At 79.6% G+C, this 741-nt stretch carries 1 protein-coding gene; it reads left to right on the forward strand.

The window, feature by feature from the left end; translation table 11 throughout:
- Positions 1-516: Hpt domain-containing protein (locus DZG00_RS16085; protein ID WP_199689844.1), on the forward strand; the 516-nt coding region annotated here is incomplete at its 5' end.
- Between the last annotated feature and the right edge of the window lie 225 nt (positions 517-741).

Here is a 741-nt window from a genome sequence, read left to right on the forward strand (position 1 = left end):
GTGACCCCGCCGCGCGGCCACCCCGAGCCGCGTCGCGGGAACCCGTCGTCCGGATCCCCCCGTCCGGACGACAGCCTCGCGACCCGTGGTGCCCCCGCACCCGGTCGCGGGCAGGCGCCGGCCGGATCCCCCCGTCCGGTCGGCGCCCCGACTTCCGCCCCCGCGTCGCCGGAGCCCGCGTGCCCCGGATCGCTCACGGACGGCCAGCACGCCTGCGTGGACTTCCTGCGCTTCTTCGTCGACCTGTGGCCGAGCCGCTGGGACCGCCTGGCCGCCGCCGTGCGCGTCGGCGACCGCACGGCCGCGCTCGACGCGTGCCTGAGCGTGAAGAGCTCGGCGGCGATGGTCGGCGCGCTGCGGCTCAGCGACGTGGCGGGACGGCTCGAGCACGCGATCCGCGCCGCCGACCAGGCCGGCGCCGACGGGCTGCTCCCGGAGCTCGGCGAGGTGGGCGAGCGGAGCATGGACGCCATGCGCTCGTGGATCCGCGCGGAGGCGGGGAGCCCGCCCGACTAGACCCGTGCGCGCGGCCGACCCGACGGCCGGCGCGCACGTCCGACCGGCCCCCGCGACAGGCCGGACGGAGGAACGGAGCGGGATCCCACCCGAGGGGACCCCGATCCACGGCGCAGCTGCCGCGGGACCGCACGGTCCCGCGGCAGCCTCCGCGTACCCGGCTGCCCGGCTGCCCGACTGCCCGACTGCCCGGCTGCCCGGCTCACGGCCCGGCCCGGCCCGGAG

The organism is Clavibacter lycopersici (genome assembly GCF_003576405.1).
GTDB lineage: Bacteria > Actinomycetota > Actinomycetes > Actinomycetales > Microbacteriaceae > Clavibacter > Clavibacter lycopersici.